Source organism: Rudaeicoccus suwonensis, assembly GCF_007829035.1.
Classification (GTDB): domain Bacteria; phylum Actinomycetota; class Actinomycetes; order Actinomycetales; family Dermatophilaceae; genus Rudaeicoccus; species Rudaeicoccus suwonensis.
This window is the reverse complement of record NZ_VIVQ01000001.1, coordinates 75231-102195: the sequence shown is the minus strand read 5'-3', so window position 1 is coordinate 102195 and position 26965 is coordinate 75231. Positions and strand designations below refer to the sequence as shown.

Here is a 26965-nt window from a genome sequence, read left to right as displayed (position 1 = left end):
GACACTCCCAGTGGTGCCGTCCCTGATAACGGCGCCGCCGACAACATAGCCTCCTGACAGGTGCTGTGGGGAGGCCTAGAGACAACCAATTCATCTGGTCGTCACCTGAAGGACGCCGCAGGATCCACGTCCTAGCAACCTCCTCACACGTAAACATCAGGTGCTGAGCCCCAGCGGTGCGGCGGGCCATCGGTGGATCGGTGAGCGAACAGTTGAGCCGGGTCACGAAATCGGTTGTGGCAGCTGCCTGTTCAACCTGTGCGCACTCAGCACGGGGAGTCGCAGCGTCGGAATGGGCACCTATGAACAGCCTGATTTGCGCGTCCGATGGTGCCGCGCCCAGCAATCTCACCCTTTGGGGTAGATTTTGCAATTTCGACAATTTACTGCTGCCCATCACCCCGTCGATCGCTGCGGAGGTGGAGAGTTCTCCACGGCTCGAGTGATTGTTCGAGCACCGGCTGTTGGGGACTGGGGTTCACGGATGCGTCAGGATCGACAACCGGATGGTTGAGCAGGCCGACAACAACCAGAAGATCGTCTACGCCTACAACGACCGAGGACAGATCATCTCGATCGCCACGACTCCGGTCTCAGCCTCAGCCCCGCCGGCGTCGACAGTGTCGTACACCTACGACCTCAACGGGAACATGACCTCCCGCACCATCGGGTCGGACACGACGACCTACACCTATGACGCGGACAACGAGCTGACGTCGATGACGACCGGTGACGGGAAGCTCACTCAATTTGCCTACGACGCAGACGGCAACCGCACGGACACGTGGTGGCACACCAATGCTGCGAACACTACCTTCGCCGCCCACACGCACAACACCTACGACACTTCTAACCGGATCACCCAGTCGTGGACGAGCGAGCAGAGCGATTCGGACAAGGTCGAAAACAACTCGTACTCCTACAGCCTCAACGGCAAGGACACGGGGCTGATCCAGTCGATCACCAATAACCTTGCCAGCAGCAACAACGTGACCACGTTGGGATACGACTCTCAGAACCGGCTTATCTCGGCGACGAACTGGAACGGGCAGAACTACACCTACACCTACGACATCGACGGCAACCGCACCACCACGGTCACCGGCGGGAAGACGACTCAATCGCTGACGTTCAATACCGCCAACGAGATCTCCTCCTCGGGATACACGTATGACGCAGCCGGGCGCCGCACCAAAGACCCCTCCGGTGGCACCATCACCTACAACAGCGCCGGCCAGGCCATCAGCCAGACCACGTCCAGCGGCACCGACACCATGACGTATGCCGGGGCTGGTCAGGACGAGCTGATCCAGCAGAACGCAGGGACAAACAACGACGAGACCTACATCTACGGTCGCAGTGACCAGTCCGGGGCACCCACCCTGGAATCCTCGTCCGATGTCGGCGGAAACACCTACATCACCGACAACGATGCCGCAGGCGAACCGATCGACATCCGGGCCGTCGGTACCGGGATCGACTTGTACTACGCCTACGACGGCCTCGGACGCCTGGGCGCCGAAATCAGTGATTCCAGCGGAACGGTCGCGACTTTCGCAACCGGTCAATGGGATCCTTACGGCGCCGGATCGCTACAGCCTGGCGGAAGTGCCGCAGCGAAGAAGACCGCCAGCACCTTCTCATCCAAGGCCGGCATGACGGCTTCCGCCGCGTCTAGCTCCGAATCACCATGGACCACCCAGGGAATCCAGTCCTACGCGGACAGTCAGTGGTACAAGACCTTCATCCATCTCGCAATGCCGATCGCAGGCCGTTGGGGACTGCCCCAGGTTTGGTTGATACTCGGGGTTGATGGTTCTCAGGCCGCGTCTGCGGCCGCGTAGATCATTTCAAACTCGACTGGGGTGAGCTTGCCCAGGGCTCGCTGACGACGCCGGCGGTTGTACTTTGTTTCGATCCAGGCCACGATCGCGAGGCGTAGTTCCTCCCGCGTGTCCCAGCGGCGGGTGTTCAGGACGTTCTTCTGCAGCAGCGAGAAGAACGACTCCATCGCGGCGTTGTCGCTGCTGGACCCGACACGGCCCATCGAGCCGCGTAGGCCGTTGTTTTTCAGCAGCCGGAGCACCTTCTTCGACCTGAACTGGCTGCCCCTGTCCGAGTGCACGATCGTGTTCTCGGGCGAGCGCAGCGCGATCGCGTTGCGCAACGCTGCGGCCGCGAGGCCCGACTTCATGCGCGAGTCGATGGAGTACCCGACGATCTTGTTGGAGTAGCAGTCCTTGACCGCGCATAAGTAGAGCTTGCCCTCGCGGGTGGGGTGCTCGCAGACGTCGGTCAGCCAGATCTGGTTCGGCCTGTGTGCGGCACCGACGAAGTCGTGACGGACCCGGCCGTGATCGCCGACGGTCGCGAGCAGGTCATCGTGCACAGCGGGGCCGGGCTTGCCCGATGCGCCCCGCCGGCGGTGGTGGGAGGCGAACACGCCTGCGGTCGAGCACAATCGCCACACACGGTTCTCGGATGCCGCGATACCGGCCTCGGCGAGCTCGTCGGCGATGAACCGGTAGCCCAGGGTGGGATCGTCCTGATGGATCTGGTGGATCACGTCGATGACGTGCGCGTCGTCCCAATCACGCTGAGACACTGGGTCTTTGAGCCACTTGTAGTACCCCTGGGTGGAGAGGTCGAGCACCCTGCACGCCACCGCGACCGGCACCCTGACCCTTGAGTCGGGGGCACCGGTCGCGGCCACCTCACGGACGAGCGGGAAGACTATTTTCCCGGCAGGTTCGCCTGCGATAGATAGGCCGCTGCACGGCGTAGGACCTCGTTCTCCTGCTCCAGGAGCCGGATCCGCTTGTTCGCCTCACGCAACTCGGACCGGTCGATCTCGGTCAGACCAGGACGGTTGCCGTCCTGGATGTCGGCCTTCTTCATCCAGTTCGACAAGCAGCCTTCGGAGATCCCGAAGTCCTTCGCGATCTGCTTCAACGGAGCATCACCCTTGCCAGCGACAGCCACGACATCGTCGCGGAACTCCTTGGGGTAGGGCTTGGGCATAGTGACATCCTTCCAGCGAGGAAATCCTCACAGGTCAGGTGTCAACCAAAGTCTGGGCAGACCCTTGTTCACGTAACTGCCATGAATATCCGGGCTTGACACATACTTGTCTGACTGCGGGTATCTGATCCTGAAATGTCAGGGGAGCTGCCCGCCGGGCGACAACTGGACCAAAATCCGAGGGTCGAGACCGGCGAGACAGCCGCGTGGCACGATGTTGCCGTGAGTGATCTGGATCACGTGATGGAGATGTGGGCTGCCGACCGCGCGTCCGCGGCACTGGGCATCGAGTTGCTGGATGTAGGGGTGTCCGACGACGGACTCGGCCGGGCGAGCACCCGCATGACGATTGGGCCGAGCCAGGTCAACGGTCACGACATCGCCCACGGCGGCTATCTGTTCACGCTGGCCGACTCCACCTTCGCGCTGGCGTGCAATGCGACCGGGCGCACAACCGTCGCCGCAGGAGCCAGCATCGACTTCGTGGCCGCCGGACGGCTCGGCGACACACTGACAGCCACCGCCACGGAGCGCGCGTCATACGGCCGGTCAGGCATCACCGACGTCACAGTGAGGCGGGAATCCGACGGAGCGCTCATCGCCGAATTCCGTGGCAGGTCAAGGGCGTTGCGATCATGAGCGGGCTCGACGCAGCCGAGAGCTGGTCGGTGGATCAGCTGCGCGAGTGGCAGTTGGCGCGCCTGCAGCGGACCGTTGCCGAGGCGTATGCCGCAGTGCCGCACTACCGCAACGCGCTCGATTCCGTCGGCGTCCACCCGAGCGACATACGATCGCTGGAGGATGTCCGGCTGCTGCCGTTCACCAGCAAGGCCGACCTGCGTGAGAACTACCCGTTCGGCATGTTCGCGGTGCCACGAAGCGAGGTCGTGCGCGTGCACGCCTCCAGCGGCACCACCGGCAAGCCGACCGTGGTCGGCTACACCCGGCAGGACATCGACACGTGGGCCGATCTGGTGGCGCGTTCGTTGCGCGCTGCCGGGGTACGGCCGGGCGATGTCGTGCAGGTCGCCTACGGCTACGGCCTGTTCACCGGTGGTCTGGGCGCGCACTATGGCGCCGAGCGCTTGGGCTGCACCGTGGTGCCGATGTCCGGTGGACAGACCGCCAAGCAGGTGCAACTGCTGCGCGACTTCGGTGCCAGGGCGATCATGGTGACTCCGTCATACTTCTTGTCGATCCTCGACGAGATGGCCAATCAGGACATCGACCCGCGCGAACTGCCGCTATCCGTAGGCGTTTTCGGCGCTGAGCCGTGGACCGACGCGATGCGTGCCGAGATCGAGGAGCGCGCCGGCATCGACGCCACCGACATCTACGGCCTGTCCGAGGTGATGGGGCCGGGCGTCGCGCAGGAGTGTGTCGAGACCAAGGACGGCCCGACCATCTGGGAGGACCACTTCCTGCCCGAGATCGTCGACCCGGTGACCGGCGAACCGGTCGCCGACGGTGACGAGGGCGAGCTGGTGTTCACCTCGCTCACCAAGCAAGCGATGCCGGTGCTGCGCTATCGCACGCGCGACCTGACCCGGCTGCTGCCCGGCACGGCACGGCCGTCCTTCCGCCGGATGGCCAAGATCACCGGCCGCAGCGACGACCTGATGATCGTGCGCGGCGTCAACGTCTTCCCGACCCAGATCGAGGAGCTCGTGCTCGCGGTGCCCGGGCTGTCGCCGTACTTCCAATGCGTGCTCACCCGGCCGGGTCGGATGGACGAGCTGACCGTCAACGTCGAGGCCGAAGAAGGGCTGCCGGCAGGCGATTGGCCGGGCATCGAGCAATTGCTGGCGGCGCAGATCAAGGACCGGATCGGCACGACAGCGCGTGTCACGCTGCTGCCGCCGGACGGCATCGAACGCTCGGTCGGCAAGGCCCGCCGGATCGTGGATCAGCGCCCGCGCTGACCTGCGCCGCATCTACTGTGACGTCATGAGTGTGTCCGGCGACGACGCTGTCGACGCGATCCTCGCCGACTTGTCCCCTGAACGGCGGCAGACCTTCGGGTTGCGGGTCGCGCGCTGGTCGGAGCAACTTCGACGTGGCGTCAAGCTCGCCTACGGGCCCGCGCGCACGCCGGAGGTCGTCGACTCGCTGCTGGCGCTGGCTGCGCGGATGTATGCCGCACGCGACGATGACCTGCACCGACTCGACGAGCAACGACTGCTGCGACCGGACTGGTTTCAGACACCGCGCATGCTCGGATATGCCTGCTACACCGAGCGATTCGCCGGTGACCTGCGCGGTGTGATGCGGCATACGGACTACCTCGGCGAGCTCGGGGTGAGCTACCTGCACCTGATGCCGCTGATGCAGGCACGTCCGGGCGACAGCGACGGCGGATATGCGGTGCAGGACTACCGCGAGGTGCGCGCCGACCTCGGCACCGTCGACGACCTGCGCGCGGTCGCGTCGGACCTGCGCGGCAAGGGAATCTCGCTGGTGCTCGACCTGGTGCTCAATCACGTTGCGCGCGAACACGACTGGGCTGTGCGGGCGCGCGCCGGCGAGCAGCGCTACCGCGACTACTTCCACGTCTTCGCCGACCGCTCGCTTCCGGACCGCTATGAGCAGACCCTGCCGGAGGTCTTCCCCGATTTCGCACCCGGCAACTTCACCTGGGATCCGGACCTGGCGGGCTGGGTCTGGACGACGTTCAACGAATTTCAGTGGGACGTCAACTGGTCCAACCCGGACGTGCTGTTGGAATACGCGGACATCATCCTGTTCATGGCCAACCTCGGCGTCGAGGTGATTCGGCTCGACGCCATCGCGTTCATCTGGAAGCGGCTCGGCACCTCCTGCCAGGGCGAACCGGAGGTGCACGCACTCACCTCAGTGTTGCGCGCGATCGCCCGAATCGTATGCCCCGCAGTGCTTTTCAAAGCCGAGGCGATCGTCGGGCCGCGAGACCTTGCGCCATACCTGGGCACGGGTGCCTTCGCGGGTGCGGTCAGTGATCTGGCCTATCACAACAGCCTCATGGTGCAGATTTGGTCGATGCTCGCTTCCGGTGACACCGATCTGGCCGCGCACGCCCTGCGCAATCTGCCCGCCAATCCGACCGGCACCGGCTGGATCACCTATGCTCGCTGCCACGACGACATCGGCTGGGCCATCGACGACGGCGATGCCGCCGCCCTCGGGATCTCCGGCTGGGCGCACCGGCGGTTCCTCGCCGATTGGTATGCCGGGGAGTTTCCCGGCAGTTGGGCAGACGGCCTGGTTTTCCAGGAGAACGAGGAGACCGGCGACAAGCGCACGAGCGGCACGTGTGCATCGCTGGTCGGGCTCGGACCTGCCGAATCTGCTTCTGCTGCAGTGCTTTCTGCTGGCACACAGCCCGCCCCTGAAACCGTCGAAGCCGGCTTGGCGAGGCACTTCCTGGCGCATGCGATCGCCATCGGCTGGGGTGGCATCCCGGTCATCTGGAGCGGCGATGAGTTGGCGCAACCCAACGACGAGCACTTCACCGGCGAGCCCGGCCATGCCGACGACAACCGGTGGGCGCACCGACCTCGCCTGGACTGGCAACGCGCCGCCGCACGCGACGACCTCGCCACGGTGCCCGGCAAGGTCTTCCAGGGCATCACCCACCTGGCGCGCACGCGAGCGCGGCTGCCGCAGCTGCACGCGGCAGCCGCCATCACCGTCATCGACGGACTCGAACCCGGCGTGCTCGGAGTCCAGCGCAGCCACGCCAGCGGCCGCATGGTCCAGCTCTACAACGTCACCGACGGATGGCTCTCCGCGCCGGCGGCACTGCTCGACGACTTCATTGAGCCGTGGAATGCGCTGGGAGAGTTTGCAATTCGGGTGGAGAGCGATGGGCGGATCTGGCTTGCGCCATACAGCGCGTGGTGGATCATCGATCGGGCCGACACCCCAGACCGAGTTGTATGACGACCGGCGGCGCGACTCAGAGCGCGGGGCGCAAGCGCGTCAGCTGGTCGAGGAAGTGGTCGACGGCGATGGCGTCGTACCCGCCGCGCCCGAACCGCGGAGAGTAGAACAACGCGGTCTGCACGTCCGGCAGTGGTTCGCCCTTCGCCATGGCCAGCAGGACCCGGTCGAGGAAGTCGTCGACCTCGTCGACGGCGTACGCGCGCCCACCGGTGCGTCGCGCGAACAGCATCTCGCGCACCCAGACCTGTTGCTGTCTGGTCCAGTTGAGCTTCCGCTCGTCAGCGGCGGGGGCTGCCTCAGCAGCCTGCTCGACCTCGTCCGCCTGTTCACGAGCCTGCTCGTCCATCTCGCGCTGCCACCCGGCGACGTGCGCGAGCAAGGCGTGCACCGCGGCCGGGGCATAGCCCTCGGAGAAGCGCGCCCGCCGGAAGGCCGCGGTCGAGATCGGCGGCACCGGCCGGCCGGTGCGCATGAGACCGGCGATGCGGTCCAACTGTCGCTGCACATCTTCGATCACGTAGCCGCCACGGGACTGCCGAGGCAGTCTCGGTTCCTCGACGCGGGCGATGTGATCGGGGGTCCACGGTGTCCTGGTCACAACCAACATCGTGGCACCGTAACCTGAAGCAATGCGCGTTCTCGTCTCCGGCGGCGCCGGATACATCGGTTCACACACCGTCCTGGCCCTGCTGGAGCACGGTCACGATGTCGTCATCGTCGACGACTTCGCCAACAGCAAGCCGACCGTGCTGGGTCGACTGGAATCGTTGTCCGGCAAGCACATTCCGCTGCACAGCTTCGACCTGACCGATGTCGACAAGACCGAGCGGTTGTTCGACCAGGAGGACATCGACGCGGTGATCCACTTCGCCGGCTTCAAGGCCGTCGGCGAGAGTGTCGCCATACCGCTGGAGTATTACGCCAACAACCTCGGCTCCACCCTGTCGCTGTGCCGCGCGATGGCCCGTCACGACGTCGGCCGCCTGGTGTTCTCGTCCTCGGCGACTGTGTATGGCGACCACGCTCCCGTGCCGTATCGCGAGGACTACCAGCCACTTTCGGCGGCATCGCCATACGGCCGCACCAAGGTGATGGTCGAGCAGGTGCTGACTGACGTCGCAGCCGCGCACGAGGGCTGGAAGGTCGCGCTGCTGCGCTACTTCAATCCGGTCGGCGCGCACGCGTCGGGGCAAATCGGTGAGGACCCGCAGGGAATCCCGAACAACCTCATGCCGTTCATCGCGCAGGTCGCCGTGGGACGCCGCGACAAACTCGACGTCTTCGGCGACGACTACCCCACCGCCGACGGCACCTGCGAACGTGACTACATCCACGTCGAGGATCTCGCCGCCGGCCACGTCGCCGCGCTCGAACACCTGGACGCGATGGCGGCTGCGGTGCGGCCGTTCAACCTCGGGTCGGGCACGGGCACCTCGGTGCTGGAGTTGTTTCACGCGTTCGAGCGCGCCATCGGCCGAGAGTTGCCGTATGACGTCGTCGGGCGCCGCGCCGGTGATTTGCCGGCCTACTGGGCCGACCCGACCCGCGCACGCGAAGAACTCGGCTGGTGGACCACCCGCACGATCGATGACATGTGCGCCGACACGTGGCGGTGGCAGTCGCAGAACCCGCAGGGTTTTCCCGACGCCTGAGCGGGGCGCTTTCGTTGGTGCCTGAGCGGGGCGTTCTCGTCGACGCCTGAGCGGGGCGCTTTCGCCGGCGCCTGAGCGCGGCGGCGCCGCCAACGCCCGGTCGGGCTGGGAGGGTATTGCCACTATGAGCGGCGACGCGGGTAGGTCGCCGAATCGGTGACTTCTGTGTGATGTGTGAGGCTCGTGTGACCTATGTAGCCTGTGAGGCGAAATTCGGTGCCGAATCGGCGACTTATGGTCCTGGCGACGCTGCCCCGACCGGCCGCGACGCGGGAACTCGCCGAATCGGCGACTTATGGATGTCCCGGCGCCACCGCAGCACCCTCGCCCGCGCGGAAATCGCCGAATCGGCGACTTACGAGGTGCCCGCGCGCCCCGCGGAGCGAGTGCATGGTCGAGATGACGATTACTCCCCAGTATCGCGACCGCGACCGGAAGTAAACGTCATCCAAACCATGCCAGCGTTACTGGCGTGCCGTGTGTGACGGGTGCGCTTCGCTGCAGCACGCAGCAGGCCACTTCGTCGCCGAATCGGCGACTTATTGGTGACGTGTGGAGTTCATGCGGTCGACGCGGCCTGTGAAGCGAGATTCGGTGCCGAATCGGCGACTTCTGGACATGGCGCCGCTGCCACGACCGGCAACACCGCGGCACCCACGCCCGCGCGGCAATCGCCGAATCGGCGACTTACGGACGGCCCGACATCGTTTGAGCAGCACTCGCGCAATAACCCGGGCACCACTGCCAGCAACCCGCCCCGGCGCTACTGCGTGACACGCTCCGGCACCGTCCACGCCGAGGCCGCAACACCTTTCGGATGCGGCTCCGCGCGATGCCGCTCGACATACGTCGCGCACTGCGCACGCGTGCCGGGGCCGAAGGCGACCTGCCAATCAGCAGGAATCGCAGTGCCACTCGGCCACACGGTCAAGCGTTCGACACGATTGACCAAAACGAAATACAGCCCCGAGCCTTCCCCGGACCGCCCATTCATCACTGCCTCCATTGACGACGTGCTCCCCCGAACACATGGCCAGTGTGACTCATGTGACGTCAAAAGCCAGGATCTTCGCGCCAAATGAGCGTCAAAACGTAATGCTCAAGGTCACCTCAAAATTCGCTCGAGCACGGCGATGCCGAGCAGGAACAACCCGCCCACGACGAACTGCGCGGCGACACCGACCTGCTCACCCGTTCCCGCGCGTCGACACCGAAGAACTAACCAGCCCCGGCCCAGCTCACATCTGCTCGGGCGCAGTGATGCCGAGCAGGAACAACCCGCGCACGAGCACCATCCGAGTGAGCGCGCACAGCGCCAGCCGCGAGTCGCGCACGGCGGCGTCCTCGGCCTTGAGCACCGGGCACTGGTCGTAGAACGTCGTGAAGGTCTGCGCCAGATCAAACAGGTATGACGCGAGCCGGTGCGGCTCGAGCGACTCCCCCACCTGTGCCACCACGGAGCCGAAGTCCAGCAACCGCAACGCAAGAGCGCGTTCCGCCGGCTCGGTGAGCACGATCGGACCGCTGGGGTCGACGGCATCCGCGCGACCGAGGATCGAGGTGATCCGGGCCGTCGCGTATTGCAGATAGGGGCCCGTGTTCCCCTGCAGCGCAAGCATGCGCTCGAGGTCGAAGGTGTAACCGCTGTCGTGCGCCACCGACAGGTCGGCGTACTTGATCGCACCGACACCGACCTGGTGGGCAATGGTCGCGCGCTGCTCCGCAGGCAGGTCGGGCCGTGACTCGTCGACGACCTCGTTGGCCTTGGCCAGTGCCGCGTCGACGAGCGACTGCAGCGTGATCAGATCGCCCGAGCGTGTCCGCAGGATCTTGCCGTCCTTGCCGACGACGTTGCCGATCTGCACGTGGATGGGGGTGGTGCCCTGGATCCAGCCGGCCTTGTCCGCGGCACCCCACGCCATCCGGAAATGCAGATTCTGGGGGGCGCCCACGACATACAGCGCGCGGTCGGCGTGCAGGTCGAGCGAGCGGTGCTTGATGGTGGCGATGTCGGTGGTGCCGTAGCCGTAACCGCCGTCGGACTTGCGGATGATCAGCGGCACCGGCTGGTCGTCGCGACCGATGTAGCCATCGAGGAAGACGCACAACGCACCGTCGCTGATGGTGGCGATGCCCTTGGCCTCGAGTTCGTCGCAGATGCCGGGAAGCTCTGCGTTGTATGACGATTCGCCGGCGATGTCGTCGTCGGTGAGGGTCACGTCGAGCTCGCGATAGACGCGGTTGATGTAGACCTTGGACATCTCCATGATCTCTGTCCACAACTGCAGCGTCTTGGCATCGCCGGACTGCAACAGGGTGACCCGCTTGCGCGCGCGGACGTCGAAATCGCCCGCGGATCCTGCAGGTTCGGCTTTTTCGGCAGCGTCGAACTTCGCGCGCGCCGCACGGTAGAACGTGTTGGGGTCGCTCTCGAGCAGTCGCGCCTCGTCCGACTCCTCACCGACCTCGAGCAGGTGCTCGATGAGCATGCCGAAGGCGGTGCCCCAGTCGCCGAGGTGGTTCTGCCGGATCACGGTGTGCCCGAGCGCCTCCATCGTGCGCACCAGCGAGTCGCCGACGACGGCGCTGCGCAGGTGGGCGACGTGCATCTCCTTGGCCGCGTTGACCGAGGAGTAGTCGACGACGATGCGTTCGTGCGAAGGCGTCGGTATGCCGAGCCGCTCGTCGGCCAGCTGATCCTGCGCCGCAGCAGCTATCCAGCCGGTGCGCAGGGTGAGGTTGAGGAAGCCGGGCCCGGCGATCTCGACGGACTCGATCACGTCATCCGCGGCGTCGCCCGTGTCGGCGTTGGCCGTGAGCTGGTCGACGATCGCCTGCGCGACCTCCCGCGGCGGCTTGCCGACCTGCTTGGCCATCGCCATCGCGGCATTCGCCTGGAAGTCGGCATCGGTCTGGCGCTTGTTGGCCGGACGGATCACCGGGTCGGCCTCTCGCCACTGCGGCCCGAAGGCAGCGGCCATCGCCGCCTGGACGCGCAAAGTCAGGGCAAGAGTCGGATCGGCCATGGCGTCAAGGTTAGTGGCCCGAGCGCGGGCGCCAGAACACGACCGCGGCCGCCGGACAGCGACGCGACGGGGCCCGCACTTGCGGCATACGTCGGTGGCGCGCTCCGGCCGACCGCGGCATACGGAAGGATGGTGCCGCCGCCGTTCCGACTCTCGAGGAGCCCACGACGTGACCCTGCTTCGCGGCCCACACGCGCCGGTGGCGCGCACCCTCGTCGACATCTTCACCGAGACCGTGAGCGAGTGCCCCGATGCACCCGCGATCGACAACGGCGCCACGGTACTCACCTACGAGGAGTTGTTCGACGAGGCCTCCGACGTGGCAGCGGCGCTGGCCGAGCTGGGTGTCGGGCGCGGCGCGCGGATCGGCATACGGATCAACTCGGGCACGACCGACCTGTATGTCGCAATCCTCGGCACACTCATGGCCGGCGCGGCATACGTGCCCGTCGACGCCGACGACCCCGAGGAACGCGCACGCACCGTCTTCGGCGAGGCAGCCGTCGCCGCGATCATCGGCAACGACTTGGATATCCAACTGCAGCAAGGCGATTCGGCTCCGATCGAGCTGACCGAGCCCGAGCCGACCGACGACGCCTGGGTGATCTTCACCTCCGGATCGACCGGCAAGCCCAAGGGGGTCGCGGTCACCCACCGCAATGCCGCGGCCTTCGTCGACGCCGAATCGCGGCTGTTTCTGCAGGATCACCCGGTCGGGGTCGACGACCGGGTGATGGCCGGATTGTCGGTCGCCTTCGACGCCAGCTGTGAGGAGATGTGGCTCGCGTGGCGGTATGGCGCATGCCTGGTCCCCGCGCCGCGATCGCTGGTCAAGAGCGGCATGGATCTCGGCCCCTGGCTGGTGGCCAACGACATCACCGTCGTGTCGACGGTGCCCACCCTGCTGGGGATGTGGCCGGCGCACGCCCTCGACAAGGTGCGCCTGCTGATCCTCGGTGGTGAGGCATGCCCGCCCGAGGTCGGCGTGCGTTATGTAACCGCCCAGCGTGAGGTCTGGAACACCTACGGCCCGACCGAGGCCACCGTGGTCGCGTGCGCCGCCCGGCTCGACGGCAGCGACCCTGTGCGCATCGGATTGCCGCTGGACGGTTGGGATCTGGAGGTTGTCGACGCCGCCGGTCAGCCCGTCGCCGACGGCTCGACCGGCGAGCTGATCATCGGCGGGGTCGGTCTGGCGCGCTATCTCGACCCGGTCAAGGACGCCGAGAAGTATGCCGCGATGCCGACGCTCGGCTGGGAGCGCGCCTACCGCTCCGGCGACCTGGTCGTGCGGGATGAGGCGGGGCTGGTGTTTGCCGGCCGCGCGGACGAGCAGATCAAACTCGGTGGTCGCCGCATCGAGCTGGGGGAGATCGACGCGGCATTGTCGGCGCTGCCCGGTGTCGCCGGTGGTGCGGCGGCGATCAGGTCGACCGGTGCGGGAAACAAGATTCTGGTCGGATATCTCGTGACCGGCGCCGACTTCGACCTGGAGTCGGCACTGACGCGGTTGCGCGACGAGTTGCCCGCGACGATGGTGCCGCGGTTGGCCGCCGTAGACACGCTGCCGACGCGCACGTCGGGCAAGATCGACCGCGACGCGCTGCCGTGGCCGATCGCGACCCTGCGCGCAGGCGGGTCCGGGGCCGGTTCCGGCGATGAGGGCGAGGCTCCGCTTGACGGCACCGCGGCGTTGATCGCCGACATCTGGCTGGATCTGCTGGGCGCGGTGGCGACATCGGCCTCGGACAACTTCTTCGACCTCGGTGGCGGCAGCCTCACCGCCGCCCAACTGGTGTCCCGCCTGCGCGAGCAGCAACCGGAGATCACCGTCGCTGACATCTACGCCCACCCGACCGTGGGTTCGCTTGCAGATCAACTGGATTCGATGTCGGCGCCCACCAATCAGCGCGAACGCGACGTGCCACCGACACCGGTGAAGACTCAATTCGCGCAGCACGCCGGACTGATCGGCACCCGGTGGCTCGCAGGTCTGCGGTGGGTGACGTGGGTGCTCATCGGCGCACGATTGCTGCACGGACACGTGCCGGTGGCGTTGCCGCGCACGCCGTGGTGGGTGCTCGGAGTGCTCTGGCTGGTCTTCCTCACCCCACCTGGCCGAATCCTGTTGACCGTCGCGCTGGTTCGCACAGTGCTGACAGGGATCGGCCCTGGCGACTACCCGCGCGGCAGCCGGGTGCACCTGCGCCTCTGGCTGGCCGAGCGCATCGTGGACGAGGTCGGCGCCGTCCGGCTGTCGAGCGCTCCGTGGGTGCGGCTGTACGCCCGCCTGCTGGGGGCCAGGATCGGCCGCGACGCCGACCTGCACAGCATCCCGCCGGTGACCGGACTGCTCACCGTCGGCCGCGCCGCATCGATCGAACCCGAAGTCGACCTGTCCGGACATTGGCTCGACGGCGACCGTCTGCTCATCGGTCCGGTGACCGTGCACGCCGAGGCGAGAGTCGGCACGCGTTCGACGCTGTGCCCTGGCGCGGTCGTCGGTCGCCGGTCCGAAGTCGCCCCAGGCTCAGCAGTTTTCGGCGAGATTCCTGACGACGAGTCCTGGAGCGGCGCACCCGCAACACGAGTCCGCAAGGCACGCGGACCATGGCAGGACACGCGACCACCGCACCGTCCGGTGTTCTCGTTCCTGTATGGCGCGCTTGCCGTCCTCATCACGCTGCTGCCGATCCTGGCCACTGCCGGTGGCACAGCCGTGGCAATCGCCGTCCTCGGCCACCGGAATCTGGCTGCGATGGCCGTGCCCATGACGATCGCCGGCGGCGTGACCGGCATCGTCATACTTGTCGTCCTGTGCTGGATTCTGTTGCGAATACTGGGAATCGGGCTGCGACCCGGCTATCACCCGGTGCACAGCCGGCAAGCGCTGCAGGCATGGGGCACGTTGCGGGCGCTGGACGAGACGCGCACCTGGCTTTTCCCGCTGTATTCCAGCGGTCTGACTCCGATGTGGTTACGCGCGCTCGGGGCGCGGATCGGCAAGGACGTCGAGGCGTCGACCGTGCTGATGATTCCCTCACTGGTCACCGTCGGCGACGGCGCATTCCTGGCCGACGACACCCTGGTCGGGCCGTACGAACTCGGTGGCGGGTGGCTGCGCATCGAGCGCACCAAGGTCGGCAAGCGGGCGTTCGTCGGCAACTCAGGCATGACGGCGCCTGGTCGCAAGGTGCCCAAACGTGGCCTGGTTGCTGTGCTTTCGGCCGCACCCGGCCGCACGGACAAGGCGAAGTCGGGCACCTCCTGGCTGGGCAGCCCGCCGGTGCGATTGCGTCGTCAGTCGAACAAGACCGACGCCGGGCGCACCTACCAGCCGGCGCGCACGTTGAAGGTCGCGCGCGCCCTGGTCGAGGTGTGCCGACTCGTGCCGTGGCTGCTCGGGTTCGCGCTGTGCGCGGTCGTGGCACTGCTGCTGGCCGGGGCAGCACACCGCTGGGGCAGCTGGAGCGCATTCGTGCTCGCCGGACCTGCACTGCTGGTCGGCGGAGCGGTGGCGGCAGGCCTGGCAACTGTCGCGAAGTGGTTGCTGATCGGGCGGATTCGCGCCGGGGAGCACCCCCTGTGGAGCACGTTCGTATGGCGCAACGAATTGGCCGACACCTTCGTCGAGATGCTGGCGGCGCCATGGTTGGCTCGATCGGCGCCCGGCAGCCCCGTGCTGGTGTGGTGGTTGCGGTCGATGGGTGCACGCATCGGCAAGGGCGTCTGGTGCGAGACCTACTGGCTGCCGGAGGCCGATCTGATCGAGTTGCAGGACGGCGCGACGGTCGGCCGCGGCTGTGTCGTGCAGACCCACCTGTTCCACGACCGGGTGCTGTCCATGGACACCGTGCGCCTGCAACGAGGTGCGACGATCGGACCGCACAGCGTCATACTGCCGGCCGCGACAATCGGCCGACATGCCACAGTGGGTCCGGTTTCCCTAGTGATGAGAGGCGAATTCGTGCCTGACAAGACCCGTTGGATCGGCAACCCGATCGGCCCGTGGGTGGACGACGAATGACCGTCGACCCCTATCTGCCGGGGCACGGCGATGCGTCATACACGGTGCGCCACTACGACCTCGACCTCGACTACGCCCTGGAGAACAACTCGCTCAAGGGGCAGGCTGTCCTCACGATCGAAGCACTGGAGGACCTCTCCGAGCTCACACTCGACCTGCACGCGCTCAAAGTCGTCAAGCTGAGCGGGCCCAGGATCAGCAAGCACAGTCACACCGACGGGCGGCTGAGAATCCGCCTGCAGCAACCGATTTCGGTCGGCAAGACCACCAAGCTGACCGTCACCTATCGCGGCGTGCCGACGCCCGTGCCCGACAAGATCGGCGAGGCCGGGTGGGAAGAACTCGCCGACGGCGTCATCGTCGCCTCGCAGCCGGGCGGCGCGCCAAGCTGGTTCCCGTGCAATGACCGCCCGGATGCCAAGGCGCCGTACCGCATCACGATCAGCACCGCGTCGGACTACTTCGTCGTCGCCAACGGCCAGCGCACCGCCGTCCGCCGGCGCGCCGGTCGCACGACGTGGACGTACGAGCAGTCCGAGCCGATGGCGCCCTATCTCGCGACCGTGCAGATCGGCCGGTATGCCGAGCACACCATCCCGGCGTCGGTCCCGTTGACGGCCGCGGTCCCGCCAGCCCGACGTGCGGCCTTCGACCGTGCCTTCGCCGATCAGCCGCAGATGATCGAGTTGTTCGAGCGGCTGTTCGGGCCATACCCGTTTGGCTCGTATCGCGTTGTGGTCACTGATGATTCGCTGGAGATCCCGCTTGAGGCCCAGGGGTTGTCGATCTTCGGCAGCAACCTGCTCAGCCGCACGTGGGATGCGCAGCGGCTGATCGCACACGAGCTGTCACACCAGTGGTTCGGCAACGCGGTCACTCTGCGTCGGATGCGCGACATCTGGCTGCACGAGGGCTTCGCCTGCTACGCCGAGTGGTTGTGGTCGCAGGAGTCGGGTGGTCCGTCGACACACGAGCGAGCCGAGGAGGCATGGGAGCGGCTGCGGCGGCACCGCGGATCGCTGTTGCTCGGCGACCCAGGCGTCTCCGATGTCTTCGACGACCGCGTCTACAAGCGAGGAGCGTTGACACTACACGCGATTCGGCTCACGATCGGTGACGAAGCATTCTTCGAACTGCTGCAGACCTGGGTCCGGCGTCACAGCGGAGGCAACGTCAGCACGGACGATTTCACTGCGCTCGCCGACGAGCTCGGGCATTCCGAGGTGGCTGACGTGGTCGACGCGTGGGTCTACCAGATCGCCCTGCCACCGCTGCCCTGACCGTCGGTGGTCCTGCGGCGTGCTCACCGCTGCCGTGACCGTTGGCGAGCGAGCAACGTGCCCACCGCCGCGCTCACCACCCGCCGCGCTGCCCCCTCGACGGGCGACGCGTGAGCTGCCCGTCTGCGCGTACAGTGCCGCCATGGTCGTGAAACGAGGCTGGTCCGGCGCCAGCGCCGGCGTAGCGGCATCAGCGGTCGGTGTCGCCCTGTTGCTGAGCGGATGCGGTGGCGGCGACGGCACGGTATCGGTGGCACCGCCGTCGTCGCACGCGAGCGCGTCCGCGCCGACCGGCTCGGCATCCCGCCCGACCGCAAGCACCACCACCGACAACGGCGCGATTCCCAGCGCGATCAGCCTGATCCACACCGCGCGCGCCACCGATGCGAAGGCCACCTCCGCTCACCTGGTCATGCGCATGACGGCACCGGACGGCAGCAAGCAAGTCATCGACATCAGGGGCACCGTCGACGGGTCCAACCAGCAGGCCACGACTCAGGACGACAGCGACGGCACGGCCACCATCCGCACGGTCAGCGGCAACGACTACGTCCGAGGCAATCAGGCCTTCTGGCAAAAACAGGCCAAGATGCCCGCCACGGAGGCCGGCCTGCTCGAGAACAAGTGGATCCTGGCATCGCCGACAGCAGCGAGTTCCCTCGAACTGCCGACCATCGACCAGTTACTCGATGACGTGCTCGGCCCGAAGAACATCACCGACAACTCGCTCAAGGTGGCGACGGTCACGCGCAGCACGCTCAACGGAGTAGCGGTCTACGTGATCAACGCCAACGACGGCTCCGGTGACACCATCACCGTCAGCGCGGACGGCAAGGCCACGCCGCTACGCATGGCCGGCTCCGACGATGGTCCGATTTCGATCACCATGGACGGCTGGAACACGCAGGCCCCGATCACCGCTCCTTCCGGTGCCATCAACCAACCCACCGTCTGACACGACGCCGCCCGTTCCAGGCGACCCAGGCGCTGCCGACCCGTCTGCGCGCAGTGGCACCTGTCCGTCGCGCATCGGCTGGTGCTGGGCAGGCATCGCCATCTGCATCGGGCTGATCGCGTCGTGGGTCCCCGGCTATTGGTATGACGAGTCCGCCAGCATCTCGGCTGCGCGTCGCCCGCTGCCCGCGCTGATCGGCATGCTGCACCACCTGGATCTGGTGCACAGCCAGTTCTACTTCTTCCTGCACTTCTGGTCGGCAGCTTTCGGCTGGTCCACCTTCGCGACACGGGCGCCCTCCGCGGTGGTCTACGGCGTCTGCACGTATGTCGTGTGGCGCCTCGCCGATCGCTGGTTCGGCCCGCTCGCGGCCTCCGCTGCCGCCGCGACCTTCGTCATACTGCCCGGTTCGGCGTGGACCGCCTTGGAAGCACGTGGCTTCGCGATGGCGATGATGTGGCTGCTGCTCGCGACGTGGTGCCTCGTCGGCGCGCGCGAGAGCCGGTGGCGGTGGATCGGCTACGTCGCGCTCATGCTGCTGGCGTGCTGGGGCGAGATCTATGTGCTTATGGCGATCGTGGCGCATGCGCTGATCGCTCGTCATACCAGGCGTTTTCGGCCGTGGCTGATCGCGGCCGTCGTGATGAGTGTGCTGGTCGCGCCGTTCTTCGTCGCCGCCTCGCGACAGACCGGGCAACTCGGCGGACAGGCTGGATTCGGGCTGAGCGGTCTGCCCGGCACGGTCTTGCACTCGACGTTCTTCGTCGGACCGCACGATCCGCACAGTCCCGTGCCGGGGCTGATGCTGGGCAGCTATCTGGCGATGGCGGTCGTGCTCGCGCTGGTGATCGTGGCGCTGGTGACGGCGTCCCGCGGGCGCGGCTCGGCAGCTGCCGCCTCAACGTCTCCCGCATCGGCGCCTCCCACCTCGGCGCCTCCCACCTCTCCCGCCTCGGCATCTTCCGCCTCGGCATCTTCCGCCTCGGCATCTTCCAGCTCTGCACCGCTCGCGTGGGCGCTCGCGGTGTGGGCGCTGCTGCCGCCGGTCGCCACGTTCGTGATCAGCCTGCGCGACTCCGGCGCGATGTACTCCACGCGCTATTTCGCGTTCTGCTGCCCGGCGTTGGCGATCCTGGCCGGAGCTGGTGTGGCGGTGCTGCGCGGTCGATGGCTGCGAGTCGGCGTGATGGCGCTCGTCATACTCGGCTGCCTGCCGCTGCTCGTCGCCAAGCGCACCCCGACGGGCAAAGCCGGCCAGAACTTCGCGGCCGTCGCGCACGACGTCACCCGGTTGCGACCCGACGCCGTGGTGTATGACGATCCCCGCGCCCGCGCCCCCTCGGTCGCATATCCCGCTGCGTTCGCGGGGCTGCCGGATCTGTCTCTCGCGCAGGGCCGCATCGCCTCGGACAGCTTGTTCGGCACGGATCGCACGCCTGGTCAGATCGCGGCGCTCGCGCGTGACGGCGGCTACGGGCGGATCGCGCTCGTGACGTGGGGCTCGCCGCGCGGCGCGGTGCTGGATGCGCTGCGCGGCATCGGTTGCCAGGTGACAACGACCTGGACCTCGATCAAGGTCGACGTCACCGACCTGAGCTGCCCGTGACCTGCGACCTGCGACCCGTGACCCGTGACCCACCGCACCGACCCGGATCACGGAGATGTCGATCCCGGTCGGAACCGCTGACACGAAGTGTCGGCATTGGTCAGGAATGCGGCGGCCAACCGACACATTACGATATCTCGTGACGAGGACGCCCACCGAAACCGACGAATCCCGACACCTCGTCGACGGTGATTTTTACCGCCGTTGGATGCTGGTCCTGACCCGGAAATCACCACATCGGCGACGTATGTGCGCCGGGCACGACACCACCCGCCGCATCGGCGACTTATGTGTGACGCACGTGACCGGTGCCATCAAAGAGACGGGTGAGGCGCTTGGATCGCCCGCATCGGCGACTTATGTGCGGCGGCCACGACACCACTCGCCGCATCGGCGACTTCTGCATGTTCGGCGGCAACGCTCAACGGGAGAATCCGCGAGCAGCCTTCCACGAGATGTCGATCCTGGGCGGAACCAGCCTCACCCTCGACCACCAAATGGGCATTGGTCGGAACCACCTACGCCAGATGTCAATCCTGGTCCGAAGCGCTCACACGAGATGTCGGAATTGGTCGGGAATGCCGACGGCCAAACGGCACATCTCGACATCTCGCGACCACGATCGCCTGCGGCGCCGTTCTCGAACGCCGCGGCGGCTGGCCGGACATGACGACGCTGCGACGAGGTGGAACCACACCCCACGCAAGGGGCCCCGAGCGCCTCGGCGGCTGGCCGGATATGACGAAGCCGGGTGTGCCGCACTCTCGTGCTGCACACCCGGCCTTGCGATCAACCGGCAGTTCCGCCCCGATACACCGACCCCGGGAGTCCGACCCGGCTGGTACACCGACCCCGGGAGTCCGACCCGGCTGGTACACCGACCCCGGGAGTCCGACCCGGCTGGTACACCGAACCCGGGGAGTCCGACCCGGCTGGCTCACCGGACCAGCCAGCCCGACCCGGCTAGCTCACCGGACCAGCCGGCCTCAGACCCCGGCCAGAGCTGCGTCGTCGGATTCGGACTCGGGCGCCGAAGCGGCGTGCCGCGGGCCCTTCTGTTTCAGGCCCTCGCCCTCGATGTCCACTCGCGGCAGGATCTTGTCCAGCCACTTCGGCAGCCACCACATCTTGTCGCCGAACAAGAACATCAGCGACGGGATGAGCGTCATCCGGACCACGAAGGCGTCGAAGAAGACCGCCGCCGCGAGCGCGAAGCCCATCGACTGGATCAGGCTGTTGCTCTGCAACATGAACGCCGCGAAGACCGAGATCATGATGGTCGCGGCCGCGGCGACCACACGGGCGCCATACCGGAAACCGTCGATCACCGACTGACGCGCCTCTTCACCGTGGACATACGCCTCGCGCATTCGACTGACCAGGAACACTTGATAGTCCATCGCAAGTCCGAAGACGATGCCGATCAGGATGATCGGCATGAAGCTGACGATCGGTGCACCCTCGACGATGCCGAAGGCTCCGTTCTGGAAGACCGCGACAGTCGCGCCCAGCGTCGCCAGCACCGACAGCAGGAAGCCCACGGTCGCCATCAGCGGCACCAGGATCGAGCGGAACACGATCATCAGCAGGATGAACGCCAGGCCGATCACGACCGCCAGATACTTCGGCAGTGCGTTGGTCAACTGCGTCGACACGTCGGTCTGAATCGCGGTCACACCAGTGACGCCGACCTTGGTGTTGGTCTGCTTCTCGATGCCTGCCTGCCCCGACCGCAGGTGGTCCAGCAGGTGCAGCGTCGACTCGGCGTCGGCCGAACCCTTGGGCGTTACAAGGATCTGCGCACCGGTCTTGGTGGCGTTCATCGCGATGATCTGCGCGTTCGCGACATCCTGTTGGCTGCCGGCCCACTTCAGCACCGAGCCGTATGCCGCAGGGCGCTGACTCGCGTTGCTGATGCCGGTGCCGTCGACCACGACGATGAACGGTGCCTGACGACCCGCGCCGAACGCGCCGGAGACCATGTCGGCCGCCTTGCGCTGGGTGGTCGACTTCGCAGCCGTCGAGTCGGACGGCAGGGCGAGGTGCAGGTTCTTCATCGGCACGGCCAAGCCGCCGAGCACGATGACGACCAGCCCGACGATGATGGCCGGCTTCTTGCCCAGGAAGTGCGCCCAGCGCACACCATTGTTAACTGTCTTGCCGTCGGCGCGGACCTTGTCCTGACGCTTGCGCAGCTGCGCACCGAAGGCCTTGGACTTCAGCAGACCGAGCACGGCCGGCAGAAGGGTCAGCGCGACGCAGACCGCGAAGAAGACGGTGCCCGCCGCGGCCAGACCCATCGAGGTCAGGAACGGGATGCCGACCACCGACAGGGCGCAGAGGGCGATCAGCACGGTGAGTCCGGCGAAGACGACTGCGCTGCCGGCCTTGCCGACCGCCATACCTGCCGCATGCGCTCGGTCGTCGGTGGACAACAACTCGGTGCGATATCTGGCGAGGATGAACAACGTGTAGTCGATACCTACTGCGAGGCCGATCATCGTCGCGAGGATCGGAGTGGTCGTGCCGATGGTGGTGAAGCCGGTCGCGAACTGGATCGCGAGTTCGCCCATGCCGACGCCGACGAGGGCGGTGATCAGCGGCATACCGGCGGCAACGAGCGAGCCGAAGGTGATGAACAGCACGACGGCCGCGACAAGCACACCCAGCAACTCGCTGCTGCCACCGCTGTCGACCATCGCCTGCATCCCCGAGCCGTCGACCTCCGCCTGCAGGCCGTTCGCACGGGCGGTGTCGAGGGCCTTGAGCACGTCATTCTGCGTAGCGACCTTGACGTCTGCGACGGTCTTGACGTTGAAGTTCCAGGTGATCTCTCCGGTGCGACCATCGGCCGACAGCGGGGACAACGCCTGGGCGTTCTGCTTCGCTGTTGCCTGCTCGTCCGGCGTCTTGCCTGCGGCAGCAAGAATCTGCTTCTCCTGCGCCGCAGCCTTGGTCACCGGGTTGATCGGCTTGGCGGCGGCCTGCGTCGGCATCTGAGGCAGAGTGTCCAGCTTGGCGATCAGGGAATTGACCGCGTTGGTGTACTGCGCCTCCTTCAGCGTGTGACCCTTCGGCGCTGCGACGACGACCGTCACCGACGCCTCATCGACCGCATTTCCGGTGGCGGGGAACAGCTTCTGCTGCATGCTCTGTGCCTGCAGCGAGGGGATCCCCGGAATGCTGAAGGTGTCGACCATCGGTTTGGCGACACCGGTCGCGATCGCGCCGAAGCCGACGAGCACGACCAGCCAGCCGATGATGAAGAACGGCCACCGTCGGTAGGCCGTGTGGCCCAGTCGGTAGAGAAGGGAAGCCATGAAGCGTCCTTAGGTGCTTGGTGGGATGAAATCTGTGGTGCGGGGGAAGCGGTGAAAACGTGCGAGCCGGCCGGTGTCAGCCGGATTGCGTGAAAAGTCGTCGTGCGAGCAGCAGGTTGTCCAGAAAGATCTCGCCGACCTCGCGACCGTCGTCGTGCTGGATGAAGTGCTGGAGGGTGACCTTGAAGATGCCGCCGAGCATCGCCAGCAGCACCGGAACCTCCGGGCTGTATGGCGCAAGGCTCTCGCGTCGCTCGACCAGCACCCGGATCTGATCGACCAATCCGGAGAACCGCTCGTGGGCGGCGATCACCAGCCGGGGGTTGGTCTCGAAACATCGGCGCGTCGTGACCCAGTCCTCACGCCGCATCCGCACGCCGGTGCTGTTGAGGATCCCCAGCACCAACGATCCGAGATCATCGATCAGGTCACCGGTGCCGCCACCGACGAAGGTGTCGATGTCGTCCTGCGACAGGCCCGGCACCACCCCGAGTGTGGCGTCGAGTTTGCCGTCGAAGTAGTTGAACAAGGTGCGGCGTGACACGTCGGCCGCTTCGGCGAGCTCGTCGAGGGTGAAGTGTTCGTAACCCTTGGCGACCGCGAGTTGCTGGGCGGCGCGCGTGATGCGGTGCGCTGTGAGCAGCCGCTTGGGCGACCAGGATGCGTGCATCACCAGTTCGGTCAGATCGGCGTCGTCGGCGCGGAGGTCGATGGTGGTGGGCACCTGGCAATTTTTGCCCTTTAGTGCCCGAAAGTGCAAAACGATCGAGTGTGAGTTACGCCTCATCGCTCCCCCGAGGCGCGATGAGGCGTTACTTCCACGACGTTACTTGGCAAGGCTGATGCCCGAGATGCGCTGCCCAGGGAAGCACCGCTGCAGGTGGTGCTCGGTGAACAGCGCCTGCGCGGCGAGGCTGACACCGAGGAAGACCATGATGGTCGCACCGTCGAATGCCGAGAAACCCGAGACCTTTTCACCGAATGCCGCCGGCACTGCGATGGTCACGGCCACGTGCGACACCATCAGCACGGCCCACCAGACGATGGTCATCGGCGTGCCGCGCTTGAACCAGCGGCCGTCGGCGTCGCGCCACACCTTCATGGAATGCGCACGCGGCCAGGCGATGGCCACGGCCAGCAACAGGCCGACCACTAGAGCCGCGATCTCACCGGATGCGACGACGTGATGCCGCATGAATTGCGACAGGTTCAGCAGACCGATGCCACCGATGATGATCGGGCCGCGGATGGCGCCAGAGGCGACCTCGGTGGTGCGGACCTGCCGCCAGAGGATGAAGGCGATGACCGCGATGACTTCGAGGACGATGAGTGCTGGGTTCGAGTTCATGTCCTTCAGCCTGTCGTTTCGCCGGCTCACAGGCCTCAACCCGCGGGTTGAGCCAGGGTTGATCTCGCGTCGGCCCGCCTCCACCGCCACGTAGTCCTGCGTAGGTTGGTCGCCGTGATCAAACACATCGACGACCTCCGCCTGGATCGGCTGGCCATCCGGCTGGTCGTCCTGGTCGGAAGTGTCTGGACGTATGTGTCCGCCGTCGACGACCACCGAAACAGCTATCCGACGTGGCGATTCGCCGTCGCAGGCGTTGCCATCACCGCTGTCCTGGTCGGGTTGATGATCGGCAACAGGTGGTGGGCTGCGGACAGCCCTGATTACGACACCGAGGGCTGGTCCACCCTGGCGTTGTGGGTGATGTCGGTCGGCGCACTGGTCGTGATCAGCTGCATGCCGGACGGCGGCCTCGCATTCATCGCGTACGTGCCGATCGTGACAGCGATGCGGATGCCGGACCTCGGCCACATGTTGGCACTGTGCGTGCCACCGGTCGCCGGCTTCTTCGTCGCCAGTCTCTACGGCAGCAACGGCCTGACGACCTTGCTGGTCGATCTGCTCATCGTGGCCGGGATCGTGATCATTACACAGCAACGGCGGCGGCAGACCGAGGCTCTTGATCTGGCCGCCAGCCAGGAGATCGTCATCGCCCGGGAACGCAGCCGGGTCGACGCCGCGGAGCGACAGCGCGAGGTCGCTGCCCAGTTGCACGACGTGCTCGCACACACGCTGTCGGGACTGATCGTCTCGCTGCAGACCGCGGGATTGCAGGCACGCCAGGAGAATGCGAGTGAGGCTCTGCAACAACGACTTTCGGCAGCCACCGAGCTTGCGCGCGAGGGCCTAGTCGGCGCCCGCGATGCGGTCGAAAGTCTCAAGGGAGAAGCGCCCGCCGCGACCGCAACCCCGCTGCAGCAATGGCTGACCGAGACCGTTCAGCGACTGCGCGACAGCACCGGCGCTCAGATCGACGTCACCGGTGACGCCGGCGCCATGGCCGCCGACCGGCAACAGGTCGCCGAGGCGCTGCTGCGGGAGTCGCTGACCAACGCCATACGACACTCTCCCGGGTGGCCGATCTCGATCACGTTGAGCGTCAACGAGATTCAGCTCATCACGTATGGCGACGTCGCCACGGCCCCGCAGTCAGACCACGTCAGCGGCGGCCACGGTTTGGCCGGCCTGCGGAAACGCGTGTGCGCCAGTGGCGGCGACTTCACCGCGGGCCCGAGCGCCGAGGGCTGGTGCGTGCGGGCATCCTGGGAGGCATCATGACTGTCACCGTGCTGATCGCCGACGACCAGACCGTCGTGCGGGAAGGGCTGCGATCGATGCTGGCACTCATCGAGGGCATCGAGGTGCTGGGCGTCGCCGCGAGCGCCGAGGAGGCCATCGCCGCCGTCGAGAGCCTCGACCCGGATGTGCTGCTGACCGACCTGCGGATGCCCGGCATCGGTGGAGTGGAAGGAATCCGGCGCCTGGCCGCAGCGGATGCACGCACGCGGTGTGTGGCCCTCACCACGTATGACGACGACGCCACGATCCGCGATGCCGTCGGCGCCGGTGCGCTCGGATTCCTCAACAAGGACGCCGATCCGGACACCATCGCCAGCGCCATCCGTGCCGCTGCCGGTGGACGCTCTCTGCTGGATACGCGCGTCACGGCGGCACTGCTCGCCGCGCCGGCCACGACCGAGCCGGACGACGATGCGGCATACAGCGCGGACGGTTTGACCGAGCGCGAGGTCGAGGTGCTGCGGCTGATAGCACGTGGGCTGTCGAACGCCCAGATCACGCGCGAACTGTATGTCTCGATGAGCACGGTCAAGACCCACATCAACCACCTGCTGGCCAAGACCGGATGCGCGGGGCGCGCCGCGCTGGTGACCTATGCCTATGAGCGAGGCGTTGCGGGTTAGCGCTTGTAGCCTGGGCGGCAACCGATCTCAGGAGGAGACATGTCAACACCTACCGGTGGTTCGTGGAACGACAATCAGGGCCAGGAGAATCAGGACGCCCAGCAGGGGGGCCAGCCGGCGCAGCAGCCCTATGACCAGAGCGGCAGTGCGCCGCAAGGTCAGAGTCTTGGCCAGGGCTACAGCCAGGCGTACAACCAGCCCTACGACCAGGGCCAGGGCCAGGGCCAGGGGTACGGTCAACCGGCCGGCCACGACGCACAGCCGAGCTACGACCAGGGGCAGAGCGCTCCCACCGGCTACGACCAGGGGCAGAGCGCTCCCACCGGCTACGACCAGGGCGGCTACGGTCAGCCGGCCGGTCACGACGGCGGATACGGCTATGGCCAGCAGACCGGCAGCGAGGGTTACACCCAGGCGCAGCCGCAGGGCCAGGGTTTCGGCCAGCAGGCCCAGCAGGTCGGTCAGCAGTTCGCCTCCGACGCGGGTCAGATCGCGTCCGGCGCCGGCGAAGGCATCGGTGCACTGTTCAGCGACCTGCAGTTCAAGAAGTCGCTGACCGAGCGGATCGCCAGCCTGTTGTTCCTCGGCGCGATCGTGTGGGCGGTGCTGAACTTCATCAGCGACCTGACCTACTACTGGGGCAGCACCAGCTCTGGTCAGTACCACTTCGACAACATGAGTGGGCTCTCGGCGTTCATCCACACGGTGACGTCGCTGGTGCTGCTCATCGTCTTCGTCGGCATCTTCCGCCTGGTGCTCGAACTGGCGATCAATGTCGCCCGGATCGCCCAGCGCGACAAGGCCTGACGACTGCGGTTACCGCGACGCGCGAAGGCCGGCATCCCCATGCGGGTGCCGGCCTTCGGCACGCGTGGAACCTGTGAGTT

The 26965-nt window shown here is 66.6% G+C and carries 19 protein-coding genes; 12 read left to right on the top strand and 7 right to left on the bottom strand.

The window, feature by feature from the left end; translation table 11 throughout:
* Positions 1 to 506: 506 nt before the first annotated feature.
* Positions 507 to 1844 carry an RHS repeat domain-containing protein gene (locus BKA23_RS00480; RefSeq protein WP_145224521.1) on the top strand — a complete coding sequence of 446 codons (1338 nt, stop codon included), beginning with the start codon at positions 507 to 509 and terminating at the stop codon, positions 1842 to 1844.
* Here BKA23_RS00480 and BKA23_RS00475 read toward each other — a convergent pair.
* Positions 1820 to 3021, bottom strand: a protein-coding gene (locus BKA23_RS00475; RefSeq protein WP_246104383.1) for an IS3 family transposase whose coding sequence is annotated in 2 segments (ribosomal slippage) — positions 1820 to 2740 and positions 2743 to 3021 — 1200 coding nt in all. Because the reading frame shifts where the segments join, the coding sequence is not laid out codon by codon here. The genes BKA23_RS00480 and BKA23_RS00475 overlap by 25 nt on opposite strands.
* A 222-nt stretch (positions 3022 to 3243) precedes the next feature.
* Between BKA23_RS00475 and paaI the strand changes: the two genes are divergently transcribed.
* Genes paaI through BKA23_RS00460 form a run of 3 tightly spaced genes read left to right on the top strand, consistent with a single transcriptional unit; the run spans position 3244 to position 6939 of the window.
* Positions 3244 to 3660 carry a hydroxyphenylacetyl-CoA thioesterase PaaI gene (paaI, locus tag BKA23_RS00470; RefSeq protein ID WP_246104382.1) on the top strand — a complete coding sequence of 139 codons (417 nt, stop codon included), beginning with the start codon at positions 3244 to 3246 and terminating at the stop codon, positions 3658 to 3660.
* The gene (paaK, locus tag BKA23_RS00465) at positions 3657 to 4943 is read left to right on the top strand and encodes a phenylacetate--CoA ligase PaaK (RefSeq protein ID WP_145224519.1); all 1287 of its coding nucleotides are present in this window, start codon (positions 3657 to 3659) and stop codon (positions 4941 to 4943) included. Before paaI ends, paaK begins: the two co-directional genes overlap by 4 nt.
* A gap of 25 nt (positions 4944 to 4968) precedes the next feature.
* Positions 4969 to 6939 (top strand): alpha-amylase family protein, encoded by a 1971-nt coding sequence (locus BKA23_RS00460; protein ID WP_145224517.1) that lies wholly within the window; start codon positions 4969 to 4971, stop codon positions 6937 to 6939.
* Between the two features lie 16 nt (positions 6940 to 6955).
* Here BKA23_RS00460 and BKA23_RS00455 read toward each other — a convergent pair whose 3' ends face one another.
* On the bottom strand, positions 6956 to 7549 hold the full coding sequence (locus BKA23_RS00455) for a hypothetical protein (protein WP_145224515.1): 594 nt from the start codon (positions 7547 to 7549) through the stop codon (positions 6956 to 6958).
* A gap of 22 nt (positions 7550 to 7571) precedes the next feature.
* Between BKA23_RS00455 and galE the strand changes: the two genes are divergently transcribed.
* Positions 7572 to 8594, top strand: coding sequence for a UDP-glucose 4-epimerase GalE (gene galE, locus BKA23_RS00450; protein WP_145224513.1), 1023 nt, complete (start codon positions 7572 to 7574; stop codon positions 8592 to 8594).
* A 763-nt stretch (positions 8595 to 9357) separates the two neighbouring features.
* On the opposite strand, the gene BKA23_RS00445 is transcribed toward galE, so the two are convergent.
* Positions 9358 to 9588: an MbtH family NRPS accessory protein gene (locus tag BKA23_RS00445; RefSeq protein ID WP_145224511.1), complete on the bottom strand. Its 231-nt coding sequence runs from the start codon at positions 9586 to 9588 to the stop codon at positions 9358 to 9360.
* Between the two features lie 244 nt (positions 9589 to 9832).
* The gene (argS, locus tag BKA23_RS00440) at positions 9833 to 11620 is read right to left on the bottom strand and encodes an arginine--tRNA ligase (RefSeq protein WP_145224509.1); all 1788 of its coding nucleotides are present in this window, start codon (positions 11618 to 11620) and stop codon (positions 9833 to 9835) included.
* A gap of 169 nt (positions 11621 to 11789) precedes the next feature.
* On the opposite strand from argS, the gene BKA23_RS00435 reads away from it, so the two are divergent.
* The 4 genes from BKA23_RS00435 (at position 11790) to BKA23_RS00420 (ending at position 19488) form a co-directional block, all read left to right on the top strand.
* Positions 11790 to 15647 carry a Pls/PosA family non-ribosomal peptide synthetase gene (locus BKA23_RS00435; protein ID WP_246104381.1) on the top strand — a complete coding sequence of 1286 codons (3858 nt, stop codon included), beginning with the start codon at positions 11790 to 11792 and terminating at the stop codon, positions 15645 to 15647.
* Positions 15644 to 16927: a M1 family metallopeptidase gene (locus BKA23_RS00430; protein ID WP_145224505.1), complete on the top strand. Its 1284-nt coding sequence runs from the start codon at positions 15644 to 15646 to the stop codon at positions 16925 to 16927. The genes BKA23_RS00435 and BKA23_RS00430 overlap by 4 nt, the downstream gene beginning before the upstream one ends.
* A gap of 142 nt (positions 16928 to 17069) precedes the next feature.
* Complete coding sequence (locus BKA23_RS00425) at positions 17070 to 17882, top strand: hypothetical protein (RefSeq protein ID WP_145224503.1); 813 nt, start codon at positions 17070 to 17072, stop codon at positions 17880 to 17882.
* A complete protein-coding gene (locus BKA23_RS00420; RefSeq protein WP_170226307.1) occupies positions 17857 to 19488 on the top strand; it encodes a glycosyltransferase family 39 protein in 1632 nt (543 codons plus the stop codon). The genes BKA23_RS00425 and BKA23_RS00420 overlap by 26 nt, the downstream gene beginning before the upstream one ends.
* Positions 19489 to 20474: 986 nt before the next feature.
* Here BKA23_RS00420 and BKA23_RS00415 read toward each other — a convergent pair.
* The 3 genes from BKA23_RS00415 to BKA23_RS00405 all read right to left on the bottom strand — a co-directional run bounded on the left by BKA23_RS00415 (position 20475) and on the right by BKA23_RS00405 (position 24156).
* Complete coding sequence (locus BKA23_RS00415; RefSeq protein WP_145224498.1) at positions 20475 to 22808, bottom strand: MMPL family transporter; 2334 nt, start codon at positions 22806 to 22808, stop codon at positions 20475 to 20477.
* A 76-nt stretch (positions 22809 to 22884) separates the two neighbouring features.
* Positions 22885 to 23532 (bottom strand): TetR/AcrR family transcriptional regulator, encoded by a 648-nt coding sequence (locus BKA23_RS00410; RefSeq protein ID WP_170226306.1) that lies wholly within the window; start codon positions 23530 to 23532, stop codon positions 22885 to 22887.
* Between the two features lie 102 nt (positions 23533 to 23634).
* Positions 23635 to 24156, bottom strand: a complete 522-nt coding sequence (locus BKA23_RS00405; RefSeq protein ID WP_145224494.1) for a hypothetical protein — start codon at positions 24154 to 24156, stop codon at positions 23635 to 23637.
* Between the two features lie 114 nt (positions 24157 to 24270).
* On the opposite strand from BKA23_RS00405, the gene BKA23_RS00400 reads away from it, so the two are divergent.
* The 3 genes from BKA23_RS00400 to BKA23_RS00390 are packed head-to-tail and all read left to right on the top strand — an operon-like array spanning position 24271 to position 26885.
* Positions 24271 to 25434 (top strand): sensor histidine kinase, encoded by a 1164-nt coding sequence (locus tag BKA23_RS00400; protein ID WP_145224492.1) that lies wholly within the window; start codon positions 24271 to 24273, stop codon positions 25432 to 25434.
* The gene (locus BKA23_RS00395) at positions 25431 to 26078 is read left to right on the top strand and encodes a response regulator (protein WP_145224490.1); all 648 of its coding nucleotides are present in this window, start codon (positions 25431 to 25433) and stop codon (positions 26076 to 26078) included. Before BKA23_RS00400 ends, BKA23_RS00395 begins: the two co-directional genes overlap by 4 nt.
* Positions 26079 to 26117: 39 nt before the next feature.
* The gene (locus BKA23_RS00390) at positions 26118 to 26885 is read left to right on the top strand and encodes a DUF4282 domain-containing protein (RefSeq protein WP_145224488.1); all 768 of its coding nucleotides are present in this window, start codon (positions 26118 to 26120) and stop codon (positions 26883 to 26885) included.
* Positions 26886 to 26965: the final 80 nt, after the last annotated feature.